Origin of the sequence: Halorubrum cibi (genome assembly GCF_900182635.1) — an archaeon.
Lineage (GTDB): Archaea > Halobacteriota > Halobacteria > Halobacteriales > Haloferacaceae > Halorubrum > Halorubrum cibi.
This window is the reverse complement of the sequence record NZ_FXTD01000005.1, coordinates 178,952-202,673: the sequence shown is the minus strand read 5'-3', so window position 1 is coordinate 202,673 and position 23,722 is coordinate 178,952. Positions and strand designations below refer to the sequence as shown.

24 protein-coding genes and 1 pseudogene are annotated in these 23,722 nt (G+C 69.4%); 12 read left to right on the top strand and 13 right to left on the bottom strand.

Going from position 1 to position 23,722, the window contains the following annotated elements; all coding sequences use genetic code 11:
* The first annotated feature begins 31 nt into the window (after positions 1-31).
* The 3 genes from FN829_RS08475 to FN829_RS08460 all read left to right on the top strand — a co-directional run bounded on the left by FN829_RS08475 (position 32) and on the right by FN829_RS08460 (position 2,017).
* Positions 32-472, top strand: a complete 441-nt coding sequence (locus FN829_RS08475; RefSeq protein WP_142986540.1) for a phage tail protein — start codon at positions 32-34, stop codon at positions 470-472.
* A gap of 86 nt (positions 473-558) precedes the next feature.
* A complete protein-coding gene (locus FN829_RS08465; protein WP_142986539.1) occupies positions 559-1,044 on the top strand; it encodes a phage tail protein in 486 nt (161 codons plus the stop codon).
* 49 nt (positions 1,045-1,093) lie between these two features.
* The gene (locus FN829_RS08460) at positions 1,094-2,017 is read left to right on the top strand and encodes a helix-hairpin-helix domain-containing protein (protein ID WP_185955720.1); all 924 of its coding nucleotides are present in this window, start codon (positions 1,094-1,096) and stop codon (positions 2,015-2,017) included.
* Between the two features lie 42 nt (positions 2,018-2,059).
* Here FN829_RS08460 and FN829_RS08455 read toward each other — a convergent pair whose 3' ends face one another.
* Positions 2,060-3,235, bottom strand: a complete 1,176-nt coding sequence (locus FN829_RS08455) for an NAD(P)/FAD-dependent oxidoreductase (RefSeq protein ID WP_142986537.1) — start codon at positions 3,233-3,235, stop codon at positions 2,060-2,062.
* Positions 3,236-3,373: 138 nt separating this feature from the next.
* On the opposite strand from FN829_RS08455, the gene FN829_RS08450 reads away from it, so the two are divergent.
* From FN829_RS08450 to FN829_RS08425, 6 genes are all read left to right on the top strand, one after another.
* On the top strand, positions 3,374-4,357 hold the full coding sequence (locus FN829_RS08450) for an ornithine cyclodeaminase family protein (protein WP_142986536.1): 984 nt from the start codon (positions 3,374-3,376) through the stop codon (positions 4,355-4,357).
* Between the two features lie 235 nt (positions 4,358-4,592).
* Positions 4,593-5,945, top strand: a complete 1,353-nt coding sequence (locus tag FN829_RS08445; protein ID WP_185955719.1) for an ABC transporter substrate-binding protein — start codon at positions 4,593-4,595, stop codon at positions 5,943-5,945.
* Positions 5,946-5,950: 5 nt separating this feature from the next.
* Entirely contained in the window at positions 5,951-6,865 is a 915-nt protein-coding gene (locus tag FN829_RS08440) for a branched-chain amino acid ABC transporter permease (RefSeq protein WP_142986535.1), read from the top strand.
* Positions 6,862-7,905: a branched-chain amino acid ABC transporter permease gene (locus FN829_RS08435; protein WP_142986534.1), complete on the top strand. Its 1,044-nt coding sequence runs from the start codon at positions 6,862-6,864 to the stop codon at positions 7,903-7,905. Before FN829_RS08440 ends, FN829_RS08435 begins: the two co-directional genes overlap by 4 nt.
* Entirely contained in the window at positions 7,902-8,666 is a 765-nt protein-coding gene (locus FN829_RS08430) for an ABC transporter ATP-binding protein (RefSeq protein ID WP_142986533.1), read from the top strand. Before FN829_RS08435 ends, FN829_RS08430 begins: the two co-directional genes overlap by 4 nt.
* The gene (locus tag FN829_RS08425) at positions 8,663-9,367 is read left to right on the top strand and encodes an ABC transporter ATP-binding protein (RefSeq protein ID WP_142986532.1); all 705 of its coding nucleotides are present in this window, start codon (positions 8,663-8,665) and stop codon (positions 9,365-9,367) included. Before FN829_RS08430 ends, FN829_RS08425 begins: the two co-directional genes overlap by 4 nt.
* Positions 9,368-9,987: 620 nt before the next feature.
* Here the strand turns inward: FN829_RS08425 and FN829_RS08420 are convergent.
* Complete coding sequence (locus FN829_RS08420) at positions 9,988-10,824, bottom strand: VOC family protein (protein ID WP_142986531.1); 837 nt, start codon at positions 10,822-10,824, stop codon at positions 9,988-9,990.
* A gap of 127 nt (positions 10,825-10,951) precedes the next feature.
* On the opposite strand from FN829_RS08420, the gene FN829_RS08415 reads away from it, so the two are divergent.
* Positions 10,952-11,788, top strand: coding sequence for a hypothetical protein (locus FN829_RS08415; RefSeq protein ID WP_246066472.1), 837 nt, complete (start codon positions 10,952-10,954; stop codon positions 11,786-11,788).
* Positions 11,789-11,863: 75 nt separating this feature from the next.
* Here the strand turns inward: FN829_RS08415 and FN829_RS08410 are convergent, their stop codons facing one another.
* From FN829_RS08410 to FN829_RS08395, 4 genes are all read right to left on the bottom strand, one after another.
* Complete coding sequence (locus tag FN829_RS08410; protein WP_394348705.1) at positions 11,864-12,439, bottom strand: YqaA family protein; 576 nt, start codon at positions 12,437-12,439, stop codon at positions 11,864-11,866.
* 5 nt (positions 12,440-12,444) lie between these two features.
* Positions 12,445-12,873: a GtrA family protein gene (locus tag FN829_RS08405; RefSeq protein ID WP_142986530.1), complete on the bottom strand. Its 429-nt coding sequence runs from the start codon at positions 12,871-12,873 to the stop codon at positions 12,445-12,447.
* Positions 12,874-14,322, bottom strand: a complete 1,449-nt coding sequence (locus FN829_RS08400) for a sulfatase (RefSeq protein WP_142986529.1) — start codon at positions 14,320-14,322, stop codon at positions 12,874-12,876.
* 107 nt (positions 14,323-14,429) lie between these two features.
* Entirely contained in the window at positions 14,430-15,032 is a 603-nt protein-coding gene (locus tag FN829_RS08395) for a TetR/AcrR family transcriptional regulator (protein ID WP_142986528.1), read from the bottom strand.
* A gap of 219 nt (positions 15,033-15,251) precedes the next feature.
* Here FN829_RS08395 and FN829_RS08390 point away from each other — a divergent pair.
* Positions 15,252-15,530 (top strand): annotated as a pseudogene (locus FN829_RS08390) (transcriptional regulator); the annotation flags it as partial.
* A 118-nt stretch (positions 15,531-15,648) separates the two neighbouring features.
* Here the strand turns inward: FN829_RS08390 and FN829_RS08385 are convergent.
* Both FN829_RS08385 and FN829_RS08380 read right to left on the bottom strand, forming a co-directional pair.
* Complete coding sequence (locus FN829_RS08385) at positions 15,649-16,095, bottom strand: universal stress protein (protein ID WP_142986527.1); 447 nt, start codon at positions 16,093-16,095, stop codon at positions 15,649-15,651.
* 97 nt (positions 16,096-16,192) lie between these two features.
* The gene (locus FN829_RS08380; RefSeq protein WP_142986526.1) at positions 16,193-18,085 is read right to left on the bottom strand and encodes an ATP-binding protein; all 1,893 of its coding nucleotides are present in this window, start codon (positions 18,083-18,085) and stop codon (positions 16,193-16,195) included.
* 101 nt (positions 18,086-18,186) lie between these two features.
* Between FN829_RS08380 and FN829_RS08375 the strand changes: the two genes are divergently transcribed.
* Positions 18,187-18,522: a DUF7113 family protein gene (locus tag FN829_RS08375; RefSeq protein WP_142986525.1), complete on the top strand. Its 336-nt coding sequence runs from the start codon at positions 18,187-18,189 to the stop codon at positions 18,520-18,522.
* Between the two features lie 89 nt (positions 18,523-18,611).
* Here the strand turns inward: FN829_RS08375 and FN829_RS08370 are convergent, their stop codons facing one another.
* The 5 genes from FN829_RS08370 to FN829_RS08350 form a co-directional block, all read right to left on the bottom strand.
* Positions 18,612-19,598 (bottom strand): carbohydrate kinase family protein, encoded by a 987-nt coding sequence (locus FN829_RS08370; RefSeq protein ID WP_142986524.1) that lies wholly within the window; start codon positions 19,596-19,598, stop codon positions 18,612-18,614.
* 83 nt (positions 19,599-19,681) lie between these two features.
* On the bottom strand, positions 19,682-20,608 hold the full coding sequence (locus FN829_RS08365; protein ID WP_142986523.1) for an LLM class oxidoreductase: 927 nt from the start codon (positions 20,606-20,608) through the stop codon (positions 19,682-19,684).
* Positions 20,609-20,764: 156 nt separating this feature from the next.
* Positions 20,765-21,241, bottom strand: coding sequence for a 50S ribosomal protein L11 (locus tag FN829_RS08360; protein ID WP_142986522.1), 477 nt, complete (start codon positions 21,239-21,241; stop codon positions 20,765-20,767).
* Positions 21,242-21,355: 114 nt separating this feature from the next.
* The gene (locus FN829_RS08355) at positions 21,356-22,738 is read right to left on the bottom strand and encodes an MFS transporter (RefSeq protein WP_142986521.1); all 1,383 of its coding nucleotides are present in this window, start codon (positions 22,736-22,738) and stop codon (positions 21,356-21,358) included.
* 47 nt (positions 22,739-22,785) lie between these two features.
* Positions 22,786-23,649, bottom strand: coding sequence for a TetR/AcrR family transcriptional regulator (locus FN829_RS08350; RefSeq protein ID WP_142986520.1), 864 nt, complete (start codon positions 23,647-23,649; stop codon positions 22,786-22,788).
* Positions 23,650-23,722 lie beyond the last annotated feature (73 nt).

Here is a 23,722-nt window from a genome sequence, read left to right as displayed (position 1 = left end):
GAGAGCGGACGGGACCCACGGGGGCGTGCCGATGCCGGATAGACACGGGCCGTACCGGAAGATCCGATACCTGCTCGAGATCGACGGCGTCGCGAAGGCGGGGTTCAGCCGCTGTTCGCTCCCGACCGCCCGGAGTGACGTGATCGAGTACCGCGAGGGGAACGAGCCGCCCACTCCGCGCAAGCTCGGCGGGCTCGGCCGGTACGACCCGCTCGTGTTGGAGAGCGGCGCGACCGACGACTCCATCGCGCTCTACGAGTGGCGCAAGCTGGTCGAACAGGGGAAACTCGGCGAGGCACGCCGGCCGATCGCGGTCGTCCTCCTCGACGAGGAGGGCGGCTCCGGGCCGCGGTGGGAGTTCAAGAACGCGTGGCCGAGCCGCTACGACGCGCCCGACCTCGCCGCCGACCGGTCGGAGGTCGCGATCGAGCGGCTCGAGATCGTCCACGAAGGGATGGAACGGACCGCGTAGCATGGTCGACCGCCGAGCACGCTCGCGGTCGGCGCGGGAACGGAACCGAGGGGGAGGAGGAGGAGGAGGAGGAGGAGGGTGCCACGATGCCGGCGGGTGATCGGACCGACCCGTACCCGAACCACCGATTCCTGGTCGAGATCGACGGCGTCGGCGCGGCGGGGTTCAGCGAGGTGTGCGGGTTGTCGGCACGTGTCGACGACGGGGCGGAGGCGGACGGGCCGCTCTGGCGGCGACTCCTCGCACGCGACGCGTCGTGGGGGAATCGCACCGACGACCTCGGCGACCGCGGATCAGCGCTCGCGTCGTCGCGGCTCGAGCTCCGGCGCGGCGTGACCGACCGGACGGCGCTGTGGGAGTGGTTCCGCGAGTGGACCGACGGGCGCGGCACGCCGCGACCCGTCAGGGTGGTCCTGTTGGACGAGCGCGGCGACCCCGCCCGCGTCTGGCGGTGCGAGCGCGCGCGCCCGGTGCGATGGGACGGCCCCACGCTCTCGGCCGTCGGCTCGGGCGTCGCGACGGAGACGTTCGAACTGGCACACGACGGGGTCACGGAGGTGTCTGCGGAGTGATCCAACGGGCCGCCGTCCTCGCCACGCCGTCGCGCCGGAGGTGTCGAGCGTGAGTTCGCTCGAGGAGATCTACGGGATCGGCGACGTCCGCGCGGCGCGGCTCCGCGAGCACGGGCTGGAGTCGGTCGAGGAGGTCGCGAACGCCCCGATCGACGGGCTCGCGGACCTGCTCGACGGGGTGGGTCGCCAGCGGGCGCGCCAGGTCCGCGCCTCCGCGAGGCGGCTCGCCGCCGAGAAGGGAGCCGACCGGCCGTCCTCGGCGTCATCGGCGTCGTCGGCACGCGCCGGCTACGTGACGACGAGGCGGATCCCCGCCGCCGACGCGGTCGTCGTCGTTCCGGGGCGCGCGTTCCTGACGCGCGCCGGCGGAACCGACCACCACCGAGCCTTGGGGCACGCGCTGGCGTCGGTCCCCGGCGACGGCTTCCTCGAGGCGGAGCCGAGGGGTGAGACGGTCGTGTTGTGTCCGCCGGATCGGACCGCCGCGGCGGCACCTGGCCTCTACGAGGCGCTCGCCGACCCCGAGGAAGACTCCCGATCCGCCGGCGGCTCCTTCCTGACCGCGGTTCTTCGTCCGGGAACCCTGATCCCCGGCGACGCCGTCAGAGACCTGTACGATCGACGCCCGGACCTCGAGTCCGAACTCGACGCCATCCTTCGGAACGGGACGGTCCTGCGTCGCGGCGACTCGTTCGACCTCGGCGATCCCGGCGAGGCGAAACTGCTCGCCTCGGCCGGGGCGTACCTCCGCGGCGACCGCGTCCTCCCGGAGGGCGCGGCGTTCGACGCCGGAGCGACGCTTCCGGGGGAGGACGCCCCTCCACGGGCGTCGTTCCTCGCGCCCGGCGTCGTGGCGGTTCCGGGTCGGCGCGCGCTCGGGAGCTTCGACGCCGACGCCGGCGACGACCCCGCGCTCGCGCTACTTCGCTCGGGCGGGGTGTTGCTCCCGCCCGACGCCGTCCGGGAGCGGTGAAGCGGCGAGCGCCCCGTTCGCCAGATCTCGGAGCCTTCAGCTTCAGGCGACGCTCCGCTCCGTGAGCGTGTCGCCGCGCTCGAACCGGTCGCCCGCGAGCGGCGAGACGTCGAGGAGGTCAGTCTCGCCGTCGACGGCGAGGTCGGCGGCGATCCGCCCGGAGGCGGGTGCGTGCTGGAAGCCGTGTCCCGAGAAGCCCGCGACGGTCACGAGGCCAGGGATCGTCTCCTCGACGATCGGATGGTGGTCGGGCGTGACCGCGTATAGCCCGGCCCAGCCGCGCTGGATCCGGGTGTCGAGCCCGAAGTACTCGGCGTACTCGGCGGCGTTCTCGACCGCGCGCGCGGCCCACTCCACGTCCATCCCCTCGTCGTAGGCGTCGGGGTCCTGGTCGGGGTCGTCGTCCGCCTCGAAGTGGCCGCCGACGAGCGCCACCCCGTCGCGCTCGGGCCGGAAGTACGACCCCGTCTCGAGGTCGATCGTCAGCGGGACCGACTCCGGCACCGGCGGCGTCGGGTCGACGACCGCGATCTGCCGCCGCCGGGGCGCGATCGGGAGGTCGACGCCGGCCATCTCGCCGATCGTCGCGGCCCACGCCCCCGCGGCGTTGACGACGCAGTCGACCTCGAGGCGCTCGGATCCCTCCTCTCCCGCGCCGACCGCCCGAACGTCCGCGCCGACGACGCGGTCGCCCTCGCGGTGGAGGTCGGTCACGGCCGTCTTCGTCCGGATCTCGACGCCGCGCTCGCGGGCGGCCTCGGCGTATCCCTGGACGGCGAGGTTCGGGTCGGCGATGCCGTCGTCGGGGTTGTACGTCGCCGCGACGAACGGGTCGGGATCGAGCCCCGGACAGTGATCGGTCGCCTCCTCGGGCGTGAGAAGCTCGCTCCCCGCGCCGAGCTCGCGCTGCATCTCGACGTTCTCGCGGAACCGCTCCGCGGTCTCCTCCGAGCGGGCGAGGAACAGGTAGCCGTTCTTCCGGAGGCCGATGTCCACCCCGAACCGTTCCTCGAAGGCGTTCCAGACCTCCTTGCTCGCGAGCGACAGCTCGACGTTCACGCGCGTGGAGAACTGCGAGCGGATCCCGCCGGCGGAGCGAGCGGTGCTCGCGTTCCCGAGCGAGCCCTTCTCGACGAGCGTCACGTTCACGTCGCGGTCGGCAAGCGAGTACGCGGCGGAGAGTCCGACGACTCCACCGCCGACGACGAGTGCGTCCATATCCCCCGATCGCCCCCCCGGGATATAAACGTACGACGCGGGAGCCGACGCGTCGATCGTGTCGACCGTTGCGCCGGCCGTTGTGCCAACCGTCGCGCCGACGATCAGGCTAAGTCGCCGGGGGGCGACGCCCCGGACATGGTGCTCGTACTCTCCGCCGAGGAAGTCGAACGGAGCCTCGATCTGGCGGAACTCGTCGACGTGGTGGACGACGCGCTGATCAAACAGGCCGCAGGCGAGGTCGAGCGGCCCCATCGTCCGCACTTCCCCGTCGGCGCGGGACTCGACGGCGACGAGCCCGCGGGAACCGGGATCGCGATGCCGGCGTACGTCCACGGGGCGGACCACTACGCGACGAAACTGGTCGGCGTCCACGAGGGGAACGCGGAGCGGGGGCTCCCGACGATCAACGCCCAGATCGCGCTCACGGACGCCCGGACGGGTCTCCCGAAGGCGTTCATGGCGGGGACGACGATCACGAACGCCCGGACGGGCTGTATCGGCGCGGTCTCCGTTCGGGAGCTGGCCCCGGAACGGGACGGGGAGGGACTCTCCCTCGGCGTCCTCGGCGCGGGCGCGCAGGCGCGCTGGCAGACCCGCGCGATCGCGACGGTCGCGACGCTTTCGGACGTGCGGGTCCACTCCCCGTCGGACTCGCGGGCGGCGTGTGCCGCGGATCTGAGCGAGGAGGGGATCCCGGCGCGCGCGGTCGACACGCCGAGCGAGGCGGTCGAGGGGGCGGACGTGGTTGTGACGGCGACGACCGCGACCGAGCCCGTCTTCCCGCCGGAGGCGCTCGGCGCGGGGACCCTCGTCGTCGCCGTCGGCGCGTTCACCGAGGAGATGCAGGAACTCGATCCACGCGTCCTCGAGCGCGCCGAGCGCGTGTTCGCCGACGTGCCCGAGGAGGTCGCCGGGACCGGAGACCTCCTCGCGAGCGACCTCGACGCCGACGACCTGGTCGAACTCGGCGTGCCCCTCGCGAACGGGTACGACCGGGAGTCCCCCGACGGGGTGTTGGTGGTCGCTAGCGTCGGTTCCGCGACGCTGGACGCCGCGGCGGGCGAGACGGTCTACCTGGAAGCGAGAGACGCGGGCGACGGGACCGAGATCTCCCTGTAGCGGCGATCGGGGAAGTCGAATACCGAGTTCGATCCGTCGGTGACGAAGCGCCGAACGACACGCGACCCGCAATAGTATAGGATCTCCGACCTAATTGGCGATTTCTCTCACTGCGTCGACCATGGTAGGGTCCGTTTTTAATACCCGGTGTACGGGATCCAGTATCGGAATGTCACCCGATAGCAATAGACGCGCGAATCGTCGGAGGTTTTTGACTCTCGCCGGGAGCGGTGGGATGGTCGGACTCGCCGGCTGTGTGAGCTTCGGCGGCGGCGAGGGGAGCGACGACGACGGGAGCGGGGACGGAAGCGGCGGGGACGACGGGAGCGAAGACGGGAGCGGCGGGGACGACGGGAGCGGGGACGGAAGCGGCGGCGACGACGGGAGCGACGACGGAAGCGACGCCCCCGAGACCATCTCGCTCGGTCAGCCCGCGTCGCTGAGCGGGCAGTGGGACTTCCTCCAGCCGGGGGTTTCGCAGGCGACGGACGCCGCGGTCGCCCACATCAACGAGGCCGGCGGTCCCCTCGACGCGGAGCTGGAAGTGATCCGGCGGGACACCGCCGTCGACCCCCAGGAGGCGCGGACCGTCACGACCCAACTGATCGAAAACGATGGAGTGCCGGCGATCGTGGGCCTCTTCTCGAGCGAGATCAACCCGCTCTGGGACTTCCTCCAGGACTTCGAGGTCCCGATGGTCACCCCCTGGCCGGGGTCGACGTTCCTCGACACTCGCGGCGGGGACAAGGGGACGCCCGAGGACCTCTCGGACGACGAGTGGATCTGGCGGACCGTCGTCGGCGACACCGTCCACACGAGCGGGAGCGCGGTGTACGCGCTCGAGAACGACCTCGACACGCTGGGCGTGCTCAACGGCACCACCGAGGGCGAGCGCAGCTACGTCGAGGGATTCCTCTCGGTCTACGAGGACAACGGCGGGACGGTCGCAGAGCGAGTGGAGGTCGAGATCGGCGGATCGAGCTATCAGTCGGCGCTCAGCCGGCTCTTCGACGCCGAGTTCGACGCCTTCCTCGTGAGCCTCCCGCTGGAGTCCGCGATCACGGCGCTCTCGGACTGGGCCGACGCCGGCTACGGTCGCCAGCCGATCCTCTCGGACCCGCTGGCACAGCAGGACCTCGTCGACCAGGTCGGAAGCGACATCCACGGCGCGTGGGCCGGCTCTCCCGGCCAGTCGGGACCGAGTTACGACACCTTCGAGGAGGTCTACTCGGGCCAGGGCGACGCGGAGATCAACGCCTGGACGCCGCCGGCGTGGGACGCCATGCAAGTGATCGCGCTGGCGATCCAGCGGGCCGGCGAGGCGACCCCGGAGGCGATAGAGCGCAACCTCGGCCCGGTCAGCCGTGACGGCGGGACGGCGGTCAACAACTTCGCCGAGGGGAAGGAGGCGCTCGAAAACGGCGAGGAGATCTCCTACCAGGGCGCGGCGACGCCCACGAACTTCACCCAGCACGGCAACGTCTTCGGGAGCGTCACGATCAGCACCGCCGGCGAGAACGGCTTCGAGGCGACGAGCGAGGTCCCGGCCGAGGACATCCGGGAGTACGTCGCCGAAGGCGAATACTGATCCCGATGGGCTTGCTTCAGGAAGCCATTTTCGGGGTCGTCACTGGGTCGTACATCGCGATCGCCGCGATCGGGTTCACGCTGATCTACGGGATCGTGAACATGATCAACTTCGCGTACGGGGAGTACCTCACGCTCGGCGCGTTCGTCGGCTTCCTCGCCGCGAGCGCGATCCCCGTCCCGCTGCCGGTCGCGGTCGTCCTCGCGATGATCGGCGGCGGGGTCATCAGCATCGTGCTCGCTCGGGGCTTTTTCACCCCGATCAACCACACCGGCCCGGTGCCGATGCTGCTGACGTCGATCGGGCTCGGGATCGCCATCCGCAACGCGATCCGCCTCTTCGGCGGGCGAAGCGCCCGCTACATCGAGACCGAGACGACGACGTTCCGGTTCGACGGAGTTCCGGACGTGGCCATCGGCTCCCTCGACCTGCTGGGCGGCTTCTTCGTCACCTCCGAACACCTGGTCGTGGTCGGCTCCGCCGTCGCGGTCTTCCTCGCCATCCACGCGCTCCTGACGCGAACCGACGTGGGGATCGCGATGCGGGCGATGGGCGACGACGAGAGCCTGGCGCGCGTCCGCGGCATCGACACCCAGCTGATCCGCGACAGCGTCTGGGTGCTGGCGGGCGTCCTCGCCGGGCTCGCGGGCGTGCTCATGGCGATCCAGACGAACGTCAGCTCCACCACGGGATTCAGCCACATCCTCCAGATACTCTCGGCGGCCATCCTCGGCGGGGCCGGCAGCCCGTACGGGGCGATCATCGGTGCGTACGTCATCGGGCTCGCGCTCGCGATCTCGACGGCGTTCCTGCCGTCGTCGATGACCGGCCTCTCCTCGGCGGTCGCGTTCGCGATCCTGATCGCCGTGCTGCTCGTCAAGCCGAGCGGGATCGCGGGAACGGAGGTGCGTGAGGCGTGAGCGCTCTCGACCGCCTCCCGTCCGGACGCGGCGATCGGGCGCTGATCGCCGGGGTGGCCTGCCTGCTCGTCGGCGGACTGTTCGCTCTGACCCCGCTTCAGGCGAGCCTGCCGAGCGCGCTGTACGTCTTCGTCGAGGTCGGGATCACGTTCGTGATCTACGGCATGCTCGTGCTCGGGCTCGATCTCCAGTACGGCCACACCGGCTTAGTCAACTTCGGGCACGTGGTCTTCTTCGCGGTCGGCGCGTACGCGACCGCGATGCTCGCCGCACAGGACAGCTTCGCGGGGATTGCGCTGGGATACCCGTGGCCGCTCGCGCTTCTGGTCGGCGTGATCGCGGCCGCGCTCCTCGGTCTCGTCGTGAGCGCCACGTCGATCCGGCTTCGCGACGATTTCCTCGCGATCGTCACGCTCGCGACCGCCGAGATCTTCCACTCGATCTTCGTCAACTTCGAGGGGATCTTCGGCGGAAACGTCGGGATCCTCGGCGTGCCGCGACCGATCGCGGGGCTCGTCGGCGACGCCGACACGCGGATGATCGCGACGATCCTCGTGATCGGCGGGGTCACCCTGATCACGCTCGCGGCCGTCACCCGACTCACCGACGCGCCGTACGGGCGCGTCCTCCGAGCGATCCGGGCCGACGAGCTCGTGACGCGCTCGGTCGGCAAGTCCACGATCGTCTACAAGACGCAGGCGTTCGTCTACGGCGCGGCGCTAGCCGGGCTCGCCGGCGGGCTGTTCGCGCTGTACAACGGCGCGGTCGCGCCCGGCTTCTTCACCATCCAGGTGACGGTCACCATCTGGATCGGGATGCTGCTCGGCGGCGCGGCGAACCACCGGGCGGTGCTCGCCGGCCTCGCGATCATCATGGGGCTGCGACTCGTCTCCCGGTTCGGCTTGAGCGTGACGCCGGTCTCGGGCGACGTCTTCGCCGCCTTCCGGCTCGTCGTCGTCGGCCTGATACTGATCGCGGTGATCCGGTTCCGCCCCGCGGGGATCTGGGGCGACCCGCAGGAGCTAGGGGTGGACCAATGAGCCTCCTCTCCGCGGAGGGGCTCGTCAAGGACTTCGGCGGCCTCCGCGCGATAGACGGTCTCTCCGTCTCGATCGACGAGGAAGAGCTCGTCGGCGTGATGGGACCGAACGGCGCGGGCAAATCGACGTTCTTCAACTGCGTCAGTGGGGTCATCCCGCCCGACGAAGGGACCGTCACCCTCGACGGGACCGACGTGACGGGCGACCCACCGGAGTCGCTGGCACACCGCGGACTGGTGCGGACCTTCCAGAACACCCGCGAGCTGGAGACCATGACCGTCCGCGACAACGTCCGGCTCGCCGCGCCCGACCAGCCCGGCGAGCGGACGCTTCCCGCGCTGCTCCGGAGCGGATCGATGAAACGCGAGGAGGAGGCCGTCCGGGACCGGGCCGAGGAGCTGATCGAGACGTTCGAGCTGGACCACCTAGCGGACGAGTACAGCAGCAACCTCTCGGGCGGCCAGCGGAAGCTGCTCGAGCTCGCACGCACGCTGATGCTCGACCCCGACGTGCTGATGCTCGACGAGCCGTTCGCCGGGGTAAACCCGACGCTGACGCGCGAGATAGCCGATCACATCCTGGACCTCAACGCGGAGGGAATGACGGTCGTGATAATCGAACACGAACTCGAGACGCTGACCGAACTCGTCGACCGGCTGGTCGTCCTCCAGCAGGGACGGCTGCTCGTCGAGGGCGACCCGGAGGCGGTGCTCGAAGACGAGCGCGTCATCGAGGCGTACCTCGGGGGTGACGCCGAATGAGCCTGCTCGAGGTCGTCGATCTCGACGCGGGCTACGGCGACCTCCAGGTCCTCTCCGGGGTCGACATCCACGTCGACGACGGCGAATACGTGACGATCGTCGGTCCGAACGGTGCGGGCAAGTCGACGGTGATGAAGACGATCGTCGGTATCGCGACGTGTCTCGGCGGGTCGATCGAATACCGCGGAACCGACATCGCCGGGATGGCCCCCGAGGAGGTCGCCCACGAACGGATCGGCTACGTCCCCCAGTCGGACAACGTCTTCCCGACGCTGACCGTCGAGGAGAACCTCCGGCTCGGCGCGTACGTGCTCGATGAGGTTCCGCAGGACCGGAAGCGCGAGGTGTACGACCGGTTCCCGGCGCTCGCCGACCGGCCGGGCGAGGACGCCGGCTCTCTCTCGGGGGGCCAACAGCAGATGCTCGCGATGGGGTGTGCGCTGATGCTCGATCCCGACGTGCTGTTGTTGGACGAGCCCAGCGCGGGGCTCGCGCCCGACCTCGTCGACGACATGTTCGACCGGGTCGACGAGATCAACGATGCCGGCACCACGATCCTGATGGTCGAACAGAACGCCAAGGAGGCGCTTCGACGCTGTGACCGCGGCTACGTGCTCGCGAACGGACAGAACCGCTACGAGGACGACGGCGACGCACTCCTCGACGACGAGGAGGTCCGTCGTGAGTTCCTCGGCGGGTAAAGTTCCACCTTTTTCATCGTCGGGTTCCCTCGCTCACTGCGTTCGCTTCGGGAACCACTCCTCGAAAAACCTGGAGGGAAAAAAGCCGACGGCTCGGCGTTCGCCTCGCCGTCGGTGAACCGCTCACTCCGTTCGCGGATGCTCACTACAGTCTAAGGAGGGAGCGATCGATTGCGGTGGCGCGCCTCCGAGCGCCCGAAGGGCGCGAGGAGCCCGCGAGGGACGCCGCGAACGCTTGAAAAGCGTGAGCGGCGAGGCTGGGGAGGGGTGAGGTGCGGGGCTGTGCGGGGCGGGGTGGGACACAAAGGGGCAGTCGCCGGCGGCTCCGCCGCCGGCTGCCAGAGGCGCGGAGCGCCTCGCTGCCACGAGGACGAAGCCCGGCGAACCAAGCACCGCAGTGAAGGAGCGACAGCGACTGAGTGAGGAGCACAACGAGGCTCCCGAGTCCTCGCGACTGGGGCTTTGGAAATGGTCACCGCGCCAGCAACGACTCCCTTCTCCTCACCTCGATCATCAATGAAACAACCGTCCTACAACACCCACGATCGATCGGTTGATCCGATCGGAAATGATCGGGATTAACCGTCGATACCGTGTTCTACGGGGTCCGTCCCCGTCGTTTACGAGTCCGTCTCGACGAACCCGAGATAGTGACGGCCGATGGGGTGTGTCACCGGCGCCCACTCGACCGGCCGGTCCCCGATCGTCCCCGACACGAGGTCGTCGAATTCGGGATCGTCGCCATCGTACCCGAGGAGGTACGCGACGGGGCGCGGCCCGAACTCCTCGAGGCGATCGGCGAGCCACCCCTCGCCGCGTGGGGCCGCGAGGGTGACCGGCAGATCCGGAAACGACGCGGTCTCGGCGTCCAGGTCGGGACTCTCCCCGAACGTCGGCGCGTCCGCGTCGAACGCCGTCTCGAACCTCCCGACCGCGGCGTCGAGATCGGCGACGCCGAGCACGACCGCGTCGATCCCGACGATCGGCGACGAGTCCAGGTCACCGGTCGGCCGGACCCGGCGCTCTCGTGGAGTCCGGTCGCTGATGAGGAACGGAAGCGTCGATCCCGGATCGCCCTCCTCCAGGTAGGTGAGGTCCCACTCGACCAGCGTCCCGTCCTCGCGGGTCCGCTCGTATCCCGAGGGGCCGTCGACGCGCACGCCGCGGTCCCGGAGGTCGGCGCTCGCGGCCTCAATGTCGTCGACGTCGACCGCCCACGCACACGGACCGCCGTCGCCGCGGATGGGGGCGTCCCACCACGGCGAGTCGGCGTCGGGCTCCAGCGTCGAGATGAGTTCGACGTAGCTCCCGTCGCGAAACCCGACGATCGCCATGTGCGTGACGCCGTTCGAGTGGCGGCCGCCGTACTCGACCGGGAACCCGGCCTCGTCGAACGCGTCGACGAGTCGGTCCAGATCCCGTCCCGCGACCGTCACGTGATCGATGCGGAGGTCCATACCGGGAGACCGAAAGCGACCGGCAAATACGTTCCGACGGATCGGCCGCACCGAGGTCGACGAGGGACCGCGAGTTCACGGCTCGAAGTCGAGACAGCCATATCCGTGTGTGGCCAGTGGTCGCCGTATGAGCGACCCGGACGGGAGGACGGACGACTGGCGTGAGAAGATGGGGTCCGGATCGGAGATCCTGCGACATCGAGCGGTTCGAATTCCGCTCCCGGACGTGGAGGCGGAGCGATCCCTCCACGAGAACATGACGCGGATCGCGGCCGCCGGCGAGCGAAAGAGCGAACTCCTCGACGACCCGGACGTTCCGGTGGTGGAGGTGTACGAGGACGAACTCCGGGAGATGGGGCGGAGCTTCAAACACCGCCTCCAACAGGTCGCCGGCGAGGACTACTACGACGTCGCGACCGCCTACATCGAGGGCGACCGCGACGACTGGATCGGCGCGCTCGCGGTGTACTACCTCGAGTGTTACTACCGCTTACAGGAGCGGTACACCGTCGACGAACACGTGTTCTTCCTGGCGATCCTCAGATATCCGGACTGTTTCACCGTGAACCTCAGTTTTCTCGACGCCGAGTTCGGTACCGACGGGGTTCGATACGAGTCGTCGAAACACGGGACCGACGAGATCGACGAGGAACACCACGACCAGTACTACGCCGACTGTCAGTACTCACAACACGCCGCCGCGAGGTACGTCCGGGAGAACGTCGGTCACATCCGGGAGGCGTTTCCGGACCCGGAGACGACGTCGTTCGAACGGCGTCGATACGGCGGGTTCGTTCACGTCACCGGGCGGAACGGACCGGTGTTCGGAGAGATACTCGACTCGCTCGCACCGGACCCCGATCGGTTCGGCGATGCGGCGTCGACTCCGGGTCTCGTTCCGGAAGGACCGGAAGTCGAGCGGGCCAAACGGGATCTCCTCGTCGATCCCGAAGTCGTGGTCTGAGGGCGGCCCGTCCGCGATCGGCGGACGTCACCCGAGTCGCTCGAGGGCCGATTTCCCGAATCTCCGTCCGGGGGCTCAAAGCACCGTGAAGAGGCCGCCGACGAACGCGACCGTGACGACGAGCCGGCCGAGGCTCCCGAGGAACGTGGCCACGGCGAACCGGGTGTAGTCGCGCTCGAGGACCGCGAACGCGTAGATCGAGATGGTGTCGGGGAAGAAGGGGACCGAGAGCGCCATCGCGAGGCCGCCGTAGCCGTACCGTTGAGCGAGCTCGACCGAGCGCTTCTCGGACCACTCCATGACGTTCCACCGGGATCGCCGAAGCCACCGGACGACCGGACCGGACTGTTTGACCTCCTGGCCGATGTGGAACGCGAACAGGCTGCCGACCGCCTTGCCGGTCGCGCTGACGAGCATGATGCTCCCGAGGTGCGCCCACGGGGGGAGCCCGAGGTCGATCGGCGCGACGAGCACGACCTCGCTCGGGCCGGGGAGCGCGAAGGCGATCAGAAACGAGTACACGAAGATGATTCCCATGCCGGGCCAGCCCGTCGCCGACTCGACGAGCGCCTCGAATCCGCCGCCGAAGGCGGAGAGCGTTCCATCGACGACGAGCGGGGCGGGGGAGACGGACGAGACGAACGGCGTCACGGAGCTCACGTGTCACCCCACGTCCAGCGAGCGTCAAGGACGTATCGGTAGAGCCCGCTGAGGAAGATCGCGACCGCGTTCGCGATGAGGTACATGAGGTCTCCCCACTCGACGAGCGCGAAGAGGATGGCGAGCTGGATCGGGATCGCGGTCCCGCGAACCAGGTTCGTCTTGAGCAGTCCCGAGAGATACTCGATCCGACCGGAGTTCCGAGAGGTGCGGAACGTCCAGGCGTTGTTGAGGACGTACGAGAGGACGATCGTGAACTCGATGGAGATCGTCGCGCCGAGCAGGTAGTTCATCTCGCCGACGTCGACGAAGAGCCACAGGAGGGCCATCTGGACGGCGGACGCGACGAGCCCGACCGTGACGAAACGCCGGAGCTGGACCGCGAGCGGCCCGTAAACGAGGCCGCGAAGGAACGACCGGACCATCTATCGGTAGCCCAGCGCCTCCAGACGAGCGTTGAGGTCCTCGTCGACGGACTCGCCCGCGTCCCGGTCGTCGCGTTCGTCGCCGTCCGTCCCGCCGGCGCGGATCGATTCGGCGTGTGCCGCCGCGAGGGGAGCGAACCGATCGATGACCCGCCGATCCTCCGCCGACGGGTCGGCGGAGCGATCAGTCGCCTGAAGCGGGTCCGACGGCCGGTGATACAGCTCGGTCGTTCCGGCGTCGACGTTCTCGATGTAGGTCCACTCGCGGTCGCGAACGCTCACGTACAGTTCGCCGTCCGAAAGCGATCGCGGGATCGGCTGTGCGGTCACGTCCTCGCCGCGAACGGTGACCGACGTCACCGGCTCGTCCGCCGGCGTCTCCCCCTCGAGTACGGTCGGGGCGAGACTCGTCCCCTCCCACGTCGCCGGCGCGTCGACGCCCAGCAGGTCGGTCACGGTCGGCGGGATCGCGTCGAGGCCGACCTGGCGATCGACCCGCCGTGCCGACGCTCCGGGAACGTCGACGATGAAGGGAACCCGTATCAGCTCGTCGTACAGCTTCGGGTAGTGTGCGAGGTGGCCGTGTTCCTGGAACTCCTCGCCGTGGTCGCCCGCGAGGACGACCGCGGTGTCGTCGTCGATTCCGGCCGCCGAGAGCGTCTCGAGGATCCGACCGACGCTGGCGTCGATCTGGCGCACCGCCGCCTGGTACAGGGTGCGAAGCTCCTCGAGAGTCCGGTCATCGACGTCCAACCCGAGTCCGGTTCGGGTGTGTGCGTGGAGCATTCGATGAGTCCCCAGCCAGTTCGAGGAGACCTCACGGATGTACCGCGGTGCCGGGACGTACGGAGTGTGGGCGTCCATGTAGTGGACCCAGAGGAAGAACGGCGCGTCGGCCTCGTCGATGAACTCCGTCGCGGCGTGTTCGACGTCGAACATCCGCGAGGTGTCGAGGAACGGTCGGTCGTCGGTCTCGCCGCGGATCCACGACCCCGCCCGCCTGAGCGGCGACGCCGCGAGCTGGATCCACGCCTCGACCGTCGGGTGGGTCGCGAGGTATCGACTGTAGATGCTCGATCCGACGCTGGCGACGAACGGCTCGAAGTCGTCGAATCCGTCGTCGTACCCCCAGTGTGAGGTGAGAAATCCGTTCGCGGCGTTGAACCCCCCCGTCGACACGCCGTCCGCGGAGAGCGTCTCCGCGAGCGTCTCGGCCCCGTCCACGCCGATCTCGCCGGTGTCGGTAAACACGTCTCTCGAAGCCAGGATCGACGGGAACGAGAAGGGAGTCCAGTTACCCGTCGCGAAGGCGTGATCGAAGGCGGTCCCTCGATCGGCGAGCGAGTCGATGACCGGCGTGTGTCGCGTCTCGTCGTACGCCCCGACCGCGTCCGCTCGGAGCGAGTCGACCGTGACGAGGACGACGTTCGAGACGTCGGCGTCACCCACGGGTCGATGACACCCCTGTCGAGGTTCCGATCGAGAACGCGGTCACGATGGCTGTACCATGGTCAGTTTCGGCTTTTACCCTTTCGGTACCGCCCACGAACCCCGATTCATGACTCGTCCGCGAGGAGCGTGGCAGTCACGTACTCGTCTGTGACGCGCCGCGCCGCGGCGAGCTCGGTCGGGTCCTCCAACACCGCGGCCCTGGTGCGCGCCCCGTCGACGATCGTCATGAGCGCGCTCGCGACCCGTTCGGCGTCGGCGTCCGCGAAGACGCCCTCGGCGATCCCGTCGTCGATCACCGTCCGGAGCAGGTACCGGACGTACTCGTCGTTCCGTCGGAAGCGCTCGCCGAACGCCTCCTTGTAGGGCGCCTGACTCCGCATCTCCAACATCGCGACGAGCAGGTCGTAGTGGTCCTCGGCGTCGACGAGCAGTTTGTCCAAGAGCAGATCCAGCCGCCGTTCCGGATCGGTCGTCTCCACGTCGTGGATCGCCGCGACGAACCGATCGAGGATGTATTCGAGAAACGCCGCGAGCAGGTCGTCCTTCGTCTCGTAGTGGTAGTGGATCGCAGCGGTCGATTTGCCGTACTCCGCGGCGATCCGTTTGATCGTGAGATCTGCGTAGCCGTGTTCGCGCAGGGCCCGGTACGTCGCACGCATGATCTCCTCGTCCGCGTCCGAGACGGACCGTTCCGGCGCGTCGACCATTACCGGGGGCTGTTTCTCCGGTCAAATAACGGTTTTGACTCTCCGATCAGATCCCGCATATCACGCCTCAGCTCGTATCTGCGTACTGCTCCGTTGATTCCCCGAGACGAGATGGCTGTGCTCGAGCGGAATTGATTGATCGGTTAGTAAGAAGCTCCCGTGTCTTCTAACGCCCGGCGCGCTCACCGGGTTTTTATTCTCGACCGACCGAGTTCCGGTATGCCAGATCTCCACCCGATCGCCAAACGGATCCACAACGTCCAGCCCGATCCGATCCGCCTCGAACTCGACTCCGGCGAGTCCGGCGTCTTCGAGTTCTCCTCGACGGAGTTCTTCCAGCGCGAGTTCCGCGGCGAGGGCGCCCGGACCGACGCGGACGCCGACGCCGCCTTCCGGCTCGTCACCTCGGAGGACCACGAGCGGGTGCTTCTCGGGCGATCCGGTCCCGACGAGGACGGATGGTCGATGCTCGGAACGATCGTCGCCGCGGACCGCGCCGGCGACGCGGAAGGGGCCGGCGATTCGGACCGCGCCGGCGACGCGGAAGGCACCGAGGCCGAGCCGGGTGGCGACGACGTGAACGGGTCGGATGCGGGATCCGACGGGTCTCCGTAGCTCACCGAACGACTGTCACCGGGACCTCGGCGCGCCGAACGACGCCCTCGGCGACGCTCCCGAGGACGACGCGCGAGAGCCCCGTGCGTCCGCGGCTCGCGAGCACGACGTGGTCGAACGGTTCGCCGTCTTCACCCTCGGGACTCTCCTCTCCGGCGGCGACGTCGAGGATCGTCGTGGTCGGTCGGCCGACCTCCAGTCGCGTCGCGACGTCGCGGTCGATACGGTCGGTCGCGTCCGCGAGGATCCGCTCGCCCCGGTTCTTCGCGCTGTCGTACCACTGGTCGACCGCGCCGGGGAATCCGCCGTCCGCGCCGGTCGTCGAGTCGGCGGGATTTATCACGTGAAGCGCCGTCAGGTCGGCGTCCGGCCACTCCTCGGCCGCGAACCGGAGCGCTTCGGCCGCCTCCTCCGAGCCGTCGACCGCCACGAGGATCCGTTTGGTCATGCCCGAGGATTCTCGCGGTCGTCTCAAAAACGCGTCGGCGGTTTCTCGACCCTGAAAACGCGCCGCGACGAGGTGGTCACCCGCGGTGACGGGCCGGTCACTTCCCGTGTCGGGTGACGCACGTCGACAGCCCGATCAGCTCGACGGGCTCCGAGTTGTCCGGCGAGTAGACGGCCATCTGACCCTTCTCCATGTACGGCACCTTCCCCGCGAGGTTCGAGGGAATGTTCACGCTCGCGATGGCGTCCTCGTCACCGAGGTTCAACACGATCTTCGTGTTCACCTGTTTGAACACGGACTCGGCCACGTCCTGCGGGTCCTGCGTGATTAAGAAGAGCCCGAGTCGCTCCTTTCGCCCCTGTTTCGCCGCCTCGGTGAACGTGTCGAGGACCTTTCGCGCCTGGACGTTGTCGGCGTCCGCGAGGAAGTTGTGCGCCTCGTCCATCCCGATGAGGAGGGGAGTCTCCTTGATCCGGTCGCTTCGCGGGTCGTTCGAGAGCTTGTCCCCGACGAGCATCGTCGAGACCGCGAGCACGACGATCTCCTTCTGTCTCGAGGTCGGGAGGTGGTACGTCGGAACGACGCTGAGTCCGCCCGAACGGACGAGCGTGTGGTCGAGGTCGGTGATCGGCTTGGCGTCGCCGTCGAAGACGCCGCCGGGAACGCCGCGAACTCGGCGCATGACCGCCTCGAACGTCTTCTCGTGGACCCGCCCGGACTCGTCGAGTTCCTCTTTGAGCGCCGGGTCGTCGAGAAACGAGAGGAACTGCCGGTAGGTTCCCGAGTCGCCGTAATCGGAGAAGAATCGATTGAGAAGCGTCAAAAGCGCCGGATACTGGTTCTCGTTGAGCCCGGAGCCGGCGACGAGCCACGGCATGTCGTACTCGTTCACCATGGAGAACGGGATCGTGAACTCCACCCGCTCGGCGCGGTGTCCCTCGCCGGGATACGTCGCGTTCGGGACCTTCGGCACGAGCGCGACCGTGTCGTCGTGGCCGCCGTGGGCGATCCCCTCGCGCTCGAACCGCCGGGCGGTCGAGGCGTCCATCGCGGGGTTGTCGTCGTGCATCTGCGCGTACTCGTCCTGCGGATCGAACTGGACCACCGCCATCCGCGCCTCCCGGCCGTCGTCCATCGGGTACGTCCGGTCGGGGTCGAGGTACTGCCGGAGCACGTTCTTCGAGGCGTGGGTCTTCCCCGACCCCGTCCCGCCGGCGACGAGCGTGTGTCTGAACGCGAGCGGGTCGCCGTCGGCGTAGTCGTCCGTGATACGGTAGTCGACCGTCGGGGGCTCGGCGGCGGTCCGAACCTTCTCGCCACCGACGGAGAGGTGACCGAGGAAGACGCCCTCCTCGGGGATCTTCAGCCCGGTCTTGATCTCCGCGTCATCCGCGGCCTCCTCGACGACCGCGCCCGGCTTGGGAACCCGGTCCGTCATCCGCCGGCTCAAGCCGCCGTCGTCATCGTACACGATCGACATGGGTTCGAGTTCGGCCATGAACTTGTAGTCGCGTTCGGCGAAGTCGTCGCGGCGCATCTGTCGGCGAGCGTGTATCTCGGTCGCGTCGTCCGACTGGAACTCCTGGGCGTACTCCAGGGCCGTGATACGCGAGAAGAGCCGCTCGCCGTTGGGGTACGGGACCACGAGGTACTTCCCCAGTCGGATCGCGTCGCGGTTACCGGTCGTGACGAACGCCTTGAGCGCCGTGTCGTCCTCCTCCTCCGAGATCCGGAGTCCCTGTGACACCGAGACGACCCCGAGCCCGGCGTCGCTGCCGGCGGGGTCGACGTCGTAGGCGGCGAACTCCTCGTCCGCACCGCCGTCGGGACCAGTGACGTCGTCCGCGTCGTCGGGAGACCCGTCTCCGGAGCCCGCGGCTGCGTCGATCCCGTCGGTCGCCGCGGCGGTGTCCACTCCGGTCTCCGTCGCGTCGGCGTCGTCGGCGCCGCCACCCTCGTCGGTGTACTCGCTGAAGTCCTCGAGAGTCATGTCCGAGCCACCGTCGCGCAGGCCGAAAGCGTTTCCCCCACGCGCCGGGGGATCGGTCGCGGTCGCGGTCCGTTTTTACCGGTAGGGGTCCTACCGGAGACATGATACTCGTTCGCGGCAGCGGCGGCGGGACCGACCTCACCGGGACGGTGTTCGAGCGCGGCGAGGAGCCGCCGACGTACAAGGGCGCACCCGACGAGGACGCCGCGTACGTCTGGGTGTGCGACTCCTTTTATCAGGTCGAGAGCGGCGGATCCCCGCTCCTCGTCGAGGGCGAGGAGATCCGCGTCGCGTTCGAGGAGCCGATGCCGCGCGGCTTCGACACCCGCGATCGGGCGGTGGCCGCGGCTCGCGAGCACGTCCGGACCCAGTTCGCGCGGATCGGCGTCGACCCCGACGACGTCGAGATCGAGGTGACGAAGGCGGATCCGGCCTGAACGTCGGAACCTCCGGACGGTTCCCCTCCGACGAGTTCTGATGATCATCCTCCCTCGACGGCCTTCCTCGACGACTTCCCCCGACGCTCCTACGTCGAGCCGTTCGCCTCCCGAAACTCCTCGACCTCCGAACGCGTCGGGAGCGCCGTCATCGCCCCCTTCGCGGTGGTCGATCGCGCCGCCACGGCGTTCGCGAACGCCAGCGCCTCCGAGAGGGACTCGCCGGCCGACAGCGCCGCGATCGCGCCCGCAGTGAACGCGTCTCCCGCGCCGGTCGTGTCGACGGGGTCGATCGGGTACCCCTCGTGTTCGACCACCAGCGGCTCGCCGGTCGGGTTCCACGGCGCGTCCGGGGTCGCCCGCGCGAGCGAACCGTCCGGGCCGCGGGTGAGGAGCGCGGTGTGAGGCCCCAGATCACAGACGGCGCGGGCGAGTTCGTCCGCGTCCTCGTCGTCGGCGTCCGGCTCCGCGATCCCCGCCGCGACGAGGTCCTCGGCGGTGGCCTTCGCCACGTCCGAAAGCTCGAGAGCGCGTCGGCAGGTGTCGACGAACTCCGTGCCCTCGAACAGCTCCGGGCGGGCGTTCGGGTCGAAGGAGACGACCGCGTCGGCGTCGTTCGCGCGCGAGAGCAGGTCGAACGTCGCCGTTCGGCTCGGCTCGTCCGCGAGAACGACGCCCCCCGCGTGGACCCACCCGGTGTCCGCGAGTTCGTCGTCACCGACGGTTCCCGGGCGCATCCGCGTGTCCGCGGTCCCGTTCCGGTGGAAGCTGAACGCCCGGTCCGCGTCGGGATCGAGGCTCACGAAGACGAGGGTCGTGTCGGCGTCCGGGTCGCGCTCGATCAGGTCCTCGCGCACGCCCTCCTCGGCGAGCGTCCGGGCGAGGTAGTCGCCGAACGCGTCGTCGCCGAGGCGGGTCCAGAACAGCGGGGGCTCCTCCAGGCGCGAGAGCCCGACCGCGACGTTGGCGGGCGCGCCCCCGGCCCGGCGGTGGAACGTCTCGACGGCGTCGAGCGCACCGTGGCCCTCCGGAACGAAGTCGATGAGCGTCTCGCCGGCGACGAGGAGTCGAGTCATGTCCTCCCGTCCGGCCGGGGGGAGGAAGTCGGTTCGGGTTTCGAGGGGCCTCGCGGCGACGGCTCGTCGGGTGCGGTCCCCGGCTACAGCTCGTCGACGACCTCCTCGGCGAACGTCGTCATCGCGGCGGCCGGGTCATCGGCCTGGAGGCCGACGATGACGTGATCGAGGCCGTACGCCTCGAGGTCGCGGAAGTACTCGCGGAACCAGCGGACGCCCGCGCGAAAGCCGAGATGGAGGTGCTCGGGGTCGGCGTCGGGGTCGTCGGCGAGCGCGACCCTGACGGCGATGACGAACGGCTTCTCTCCGGCGAGTTCGCGCCAGCGGTCGAGGTAGGACCGAAGCGTCTTCTCGGGGAGGTGATAGAAGAGCCAGCCGTCGCCGTGCTCGGCGATCCACTCGTCGGACTGCCGGGCGTTCCCCGTCGGGAGGAGCGGGAGCGTGTCGGTCGTCGGCTTCGGCAACACGTCGAGGTCGCCCTCGAGTTCCCCCCACTCGCCGGCGATGGCGGGGAACTCCTCGCTCCAGATCGTCCGGATCGCCTCGACGCGCTCGCGGAACGCGGCCCCGCGCTCGTCGGCGTCGACGCCGAACGCCGGGTACTCCGGGTCGCGGTCGCCGGAGGCGACCCCGAGGACCACTCGCCCATCGGAGAGCCGGTCGACGGTCGCCGCGGACTTCGCGACGTGGATCGGGTGCCGGAGCGGCAACACGACGCTCGAGGTGCCGAGCGCGATCGACTCCGTGTGCGCGGCGACGTGCGAGAGCAGCGGCCAGGGGTCGAACGCGCCGCCGGCATCGCCGAACCGCGGCCAGTAGGTCGGCACGTCTCGCGCCCAGAGTCCGTCGAAGCCGACGGACTCCGCGCGGCTCGCGAGCCGTACTTCCTCTGCCGCCGCCGCCGGCGTCGACTCCCTCGTCCCGGTGAGCGGGAAACCGATCCCGAAGGTCAGCCCGTCGGGGTCGAAGAGCCGCCGGTATCCCCGGTTCTCGTGGTCCGTCCCGGTCATCGGCTGATTCTCGCGGTCATCGGCGGGAGTTCGCCGCGAGGACGTATCTGCCCTCCGAAGGCGGAAGCCGTCGGCTGGCGGAGTCGACGGCGACGACCGTACGGAGTCGAAGACGGAGCGAAAGCCGCAGGAAGCGTGACCGAAGGAACCGGGCCGTTACGCCTCGAGGACGTCGTCGTAGTCGCCGGCGTCGACGCGGTCGTCGAACGTCCGGGCGTCCTCGCCCTCGATGGTGACGCCGAGGGAGGCGCAGGTGCCGCCGACCTCCTTGGCGGCGTTCTTCGTGTCGTACGCCAGCAGGTCGCTCGACTTCTGCTCGGCGACCTTCTTCACCTGCTCGACGGACATGTCGGAGACGAAGTCCTTCTGGGGCTCGCCGGAGCCCGTCTCGAAGCCGGCCTCGTCCTTGATCAGCTCCGCGGTCGGCGGGACGCCGACCTCGATCGTGAAGGAACCGTCGTCCTCGTACTCGACGGTGACGGGGACCTCCATGCCGTCGAACGCGGCGGTCTCCTCGTTGATCCGGTTCACGACGTCCTGCACGTCCACCGGCGTCGGGCCGAGTTCCGGGCCGAGCGGCGGACCGGGGTTGGCCTGCCCGCCGGGGACGAGCGCTTCGATGGTTCCAGCCATGTCCGTACGAACCCGCCGATGACTTTTAACGGTTGTTCTTTCGTCCAGCGGGCGCGAGCGGTTCGCATACGGCGGTCCAACGACGTCCGGTCACGCCTCGGCCGGACGCGCGACTCACGCCTCGCTCGGCGCGGGCTCCCCGCCCGCCGACTCGCCGGCGTCGCGGCCGGGAACGAACGTCCCCGTCTCCCGCCGGACCCCGACGAGCAGCGCGATCCCGGCGACGAGCGGGACCACCGCACACGCCGCGTACACCGGCGTGAATCCGACGATCTCGACGAGCGGGAGCGACACCATCGGACCCAGCCCGCCCCCGATGTCGCCGAAGACGTTGTTGGTGCCGGAGGCCCGCCCCATCCGCTCGTCGGGCGTCAGGTCGGCTAAAAGCGCCATCATGGGACCGCTCGTCCCGCCCTGTCCCGCGCCGATGGCGACGCAGGCGACGCCGAGTTCGAGCGACGAGCCGGCCCGCGCCAGAAGCAGGAACCCGACGAACGAGACGACGAGGAACGCCAAGAGGATCGGCGTCCGCGACTCGCGGGAGTCCGAGACTCGACCGCCGGCGAACATGAACACCGCCGCGGCGATCACGGTCCCGGCCATGAACAGTCCCGAGGTCCCCTGCGGAGCGAGCCCGAAAAGCGAGATCTCCGCCTCACCGAGGAACAACACGAGGGTCGCGAACAGCGCCCCGATGTACGCGAACATCAGCCCGAAGTTCACGAGTCCGACGGTCACCGCCGGCGTCGAGGTGTCGATGTCCCACGGTTTGACCGACTGCTTCTCGCCGTCCGTCGTCACGTGCGTCTCGGGGACGAGTCGGTACGCGACGACGCTGGCGAGGAGCGCGAACGCGGCGGCGACGACGAACGCGGCGACATTGCCCGCGACGGAGGAAACGATCCCGCCGAGCACGAGGCCCGCGGGAAAGCCCATCGTGATGCCGCCGCGGACGACTCCCATGTTCGTCCCCCGCGACCCGCTGTCGGAGACGTCCGCGGCGATGGTGTAGGCGGTCGCGAACACCGCGGCGGACCCGACGCCCCAGAGGACGCGCGCGAGCAGGAACCACGTCTCGGGCGCGACCGCGAACGCGACGGCGGCGAACCACTCGCTCGAGCCGACCGCGAGCGGGCCGATCGAGATCGCCGGCAGTCCGGCCGCGACCGGACGGAACGACTCCGCCGGCGGCAACGCGATCGCGACGACGTACCCGAGGGTGGCGATCCCCTCGATGAACAGTCCCGCGACGAAGGGCGTGCGCGTCCCGTACCGATCGACGAGCGCCCCCGCGGGCGCGTTGGCGACGAGCCGGACCCAGCGGTTCGCCGAGAGGATCACCCCGACCATGAACGCGGAGATGCCGAGGACCGCGCCGAGGTTCGGGAGGATGGGAAAGACGACGCCGCCGCCGAACCCGACGAAGAAGGTGCTGGCGATCACCGCGAGCAGCACCGTCGGGAACTCCGAGAGACCGATCGAGGGGAGTCGGGACATCGGTTATGGACCCGCGTGAGGCGGCGACCACGCCGAGCGTGACCGCGTCATGTTCCCGCTTCGTTCCCCGGTTCGGACTCCCGCTCCGTACCCTGACTCCCGCCGGCGGGGTTCTCACCGGTTCGGGCCGTGAGTTCCTCGAGCGTTTCGTCGAGAGACGGGAGCGTCACTCCCTCGGCGAGCAGCGGCTCGACGATCCGTCGGAGCGTCGCCTCCGCGACCGTCCGAGTGTACGCGAGGTCGGCTTCCGTGGCGTCGACCCCGTCGCCGCCGGGTGCGCCGTCCGAGGTCCTCCGGTCACCGGGTGCGCCGTAAGAGACCCCGTCGCCGCCCTCGGCGGCTCCGACGTCTCTCTCCCCGGCGGCCCCGGGCGCGGTCTCGCCGCCGAGGCCGGTCCCGAGGGTGATCTGCCTCGTCCGCGCGCCGTCCAGCGTCGCCACGAGGAGCGCGGCCGTCTCGTCGACGTCGACCTCGCGGAAGACGCCGGCGTCGATTCCGGCGGAGAGAACGTCCGCGGCCGTCTCACGCAGGAGCCGGTCGCTCCGGAGCAGCTGCTCGCGGATCCGGTCGTTGAACGGCCCCTGCGAGCGCATCTCGAGGAGTCCGATGTGGAACGACTCGCGCTCGGTCTCGGCGGGCTCGAAGACGAACCAGCCGACGAAGGCGACGAGTCGTTCGACCGGCGGCGCGTCCGCGCCGCGGGTCACGCGCCGCTCGAAGTCGGATATCACCCGCGAGAGGAACGCGACGAGCAGGTCCTCCTTCGTGTCGTAGTGGTAGTGGAGGAGAGACTTGCTCTTCGAGCACTCGTCGGCGATGTCCTGCATCGTGAGCCCCGCGTAGCCGTGTTTACACAGCGCCCGGTAGACGCCGTTCATGATCTCGTCGGCGGCGCCCGGCTGCTCGCTCATTGACTGACCGGTCAGTCAGCAAGAACCAAAGCCCTATCGGTGAGCGGCACGCCTCGCCGGGATCGGCCGGCAG